2 protein-coding genes and 1 pseudogene are annotated in these 1,789 nt (G+C 60.9%); 2 read left to right on the top strand and 1 reads right to left on the bottom strand.

The window, feature by feature from the left end:
* Positions 1-73, bottom strand: a pseudogene (locus WKW80_RS37160) (AbrB/MazE/SpoVT family DNA-binding domain-containing protein); the annotation flags it as partial.
* Positions 74-787: 714 nt separating this feature from the next.
* On the opposite strand from WKW80_RS37160, the gene WKW80_RS37155 reads away from it, so the two are divergent.
* On the top strand, positions 788-1,252 hold the full coding sequence (locus WKW80_RS37155) for a hypothetical protein (RefSeq protein WP_340368554.1): 465 nt from the start codon (positions 788-790) through the stop codon (positions 1,250-1,252).
* Between the two features lie 74 nt (positions 1,253-1,326).
* Positions 1,327-1,680 (top strand): hypothetical protein, encoded by a 354-nt coding sequence (locus tag WKW80_RS37150; RefSeq protein ID WP_340368553.1) that lies wholly within the window; start codon positions 1,327-1,329, stop codon positions 1,678-1,680.
* The last annotated feature ends 109 nt before the right edge of the window (positions 1,681-1,789 follow it).

The raw sequence follows: 1,789 nt of genomic DNA, 5'->3' as shown, positions 1-1,789 counted from the left end.
CCACCAGGAGTGCCTTGCGCACGTCGGCGGGAATGGTGATCTGGCCCTTGCTTGTGATGGTGGCGGAAGTCATTTCGTGGCGGCTCCTTACGCCTTACTTTAAAGTAAGGGGTACGGAAACGCAAGGAGAGTGTGCAAAAGTGTGGGAGGCTGCGAGTCCTGCGGCCTTGCTTCGAGTTGCTCGCGAGGCGGCCATCTTCGGGAGCGTATGAATTGCGGGGGAGTGCCCTGGACCTCGCCGTTAACCTGTGCCCCTGTCTTGCTCGGCGGAGGGCCTCATGGACCTGCAGTGGATCGTGTATGTTCAACGACAGGGTAGTTCTGATCGAGTGCCACTGGCTACGCTCCAACGTCCGATATCGACGGCGACGGCAGGCGACTTTGGGCTGTCGATCCGCGAGGGCCGGCAATTGCTCGCGGCCTTGCAAGGTGTTGTCGCGCAAGATCAGGTCGTCGCCTACGACATTCATTGCGTTACTGTCGCCACTGCGGCTCCTACCGTCGCATCAAGGACTGGCGGCCGCGGATCTTCGCAACAGGTCTCGGGGAAATCCATGTCCGGGTTCCGCGCGTCGTTTCCTGCCTGTGCACACCCGAGCCACTGGATGACGATGGCGAGCCCATCGACCTGCGGTTTTCAGAATGCCCCATCGAGCGATTGCTGCCCGCGCGCAGGACGCCGGAGCTGAGCTACCTGTGCGCAAAACACGGCGCTTCCAGTTCATAGCGAAACGCCGCGCACGCCGTTGCAGATGTTGCCGGCCTATCCAAGCTCAGTCACGCTTCGGTGCGCAAGGAGACCATCGCCTGCGGAGAGCGAATTGAAGATGCGCAGTTCGCCGTTGGCTGGCATGCCGGCGCTCGAAGGTCAGGCGGTGCCAAGCATCTTCGAATCGCCATCGACGGAACGATTCTGAGCGCCTCGCCCTATCAGGATGCAGCCAACTTCGAGGTCATCGCGGGACGGGTTGAGCGCGACGGTTTCATGGGCCGGCGTTTCGTCTGTGCGCTTCCGCGGCGAACTCTCACAGCGGTGCTGATCGCTGCGGCGCTCGAGCAAAGCGGCTGGACACCTGCCACACTCGTCGATGTCGTCACCGACCAAGCCAGGGGCATGCGCTCACTGGTGACCTCGGTCGTGCCGCGCATCGCGCCAAAAATCCTCGACTGGTTCCATCTCGGAATGAAGCTGCATGCCGTGAAGGACCCAATCTACGCGCGTGGTACTTCGCTGGCAATCGCCCACCGCTGATCACACGCTGTGAGCAGCTCTGGAAAAAGATCCGCAATGCGCTGTGGAGAGGAAAGGGCTAAGCCGCCATTGAAATGACGCGAACGCTGGTGGCTTCCCTGCAAGAGGAGTTTGAGAAGCTTGAACCTTTCTACAGGCACAGGCAGTGCGCCGAGACCGCTCACGGCGCTGCCAAGGCGCTGCTCGCCTTCCTTGAAAACAACGGGAAGGACCTCGTGGACTACCAGCGAGAACGGATGAAAGGGCGACGAATCTCATCGGCGTCGGCCGAGCCCGTGATGAATCACGTGGTCAATCGCCGCATGTCGAAGCGTCAGCAGCGGCGTTGGTCGATGAGAGGGGCGCACTGCCTCTTGCAAACACGGGTTGAGCTCCTCGATGGCCGTCTCGAGGAACACTTCGCAAGCCTCTTCCCGCACTTCAGATGAGAGCGTTCGATTTGGTGGGGTCAAGCCGTCAATGACAGCGTTGGGTCATTCGAAGGAAATCCTGGATACCAGCGGGCAAAGTCATCGCGCAGTTGGCCGTCGATGACGC

Origin of the sequence: Variovorax humicola (assembly GCF_037889915.1) — a bacterium.
In the GTDB taxonomy this organism is placed as follows: domain Bacteria; phylum Pseudomonadota; class Gammaproteobacteria; order Burkholderiales; family Burkholderiaceae_C; genus Variovorax; species Variovorax humicola.
The sequence above is the reverse complement of the archived record's forward strand: the minus strand, read 5'-3'. Positions and strand labels throughout refer to the sequence as shown.

What these genes read in the sequence shown, in the direction of transcription:
- WKW80_RS37150 (WP_340368553.1), top strand. Translation starts at nt 1,327, where the DNA reads ATGACGCGAACGCTGGTGGCTTCCCTGCAAGAGGAGTTTGAGAAGCTT.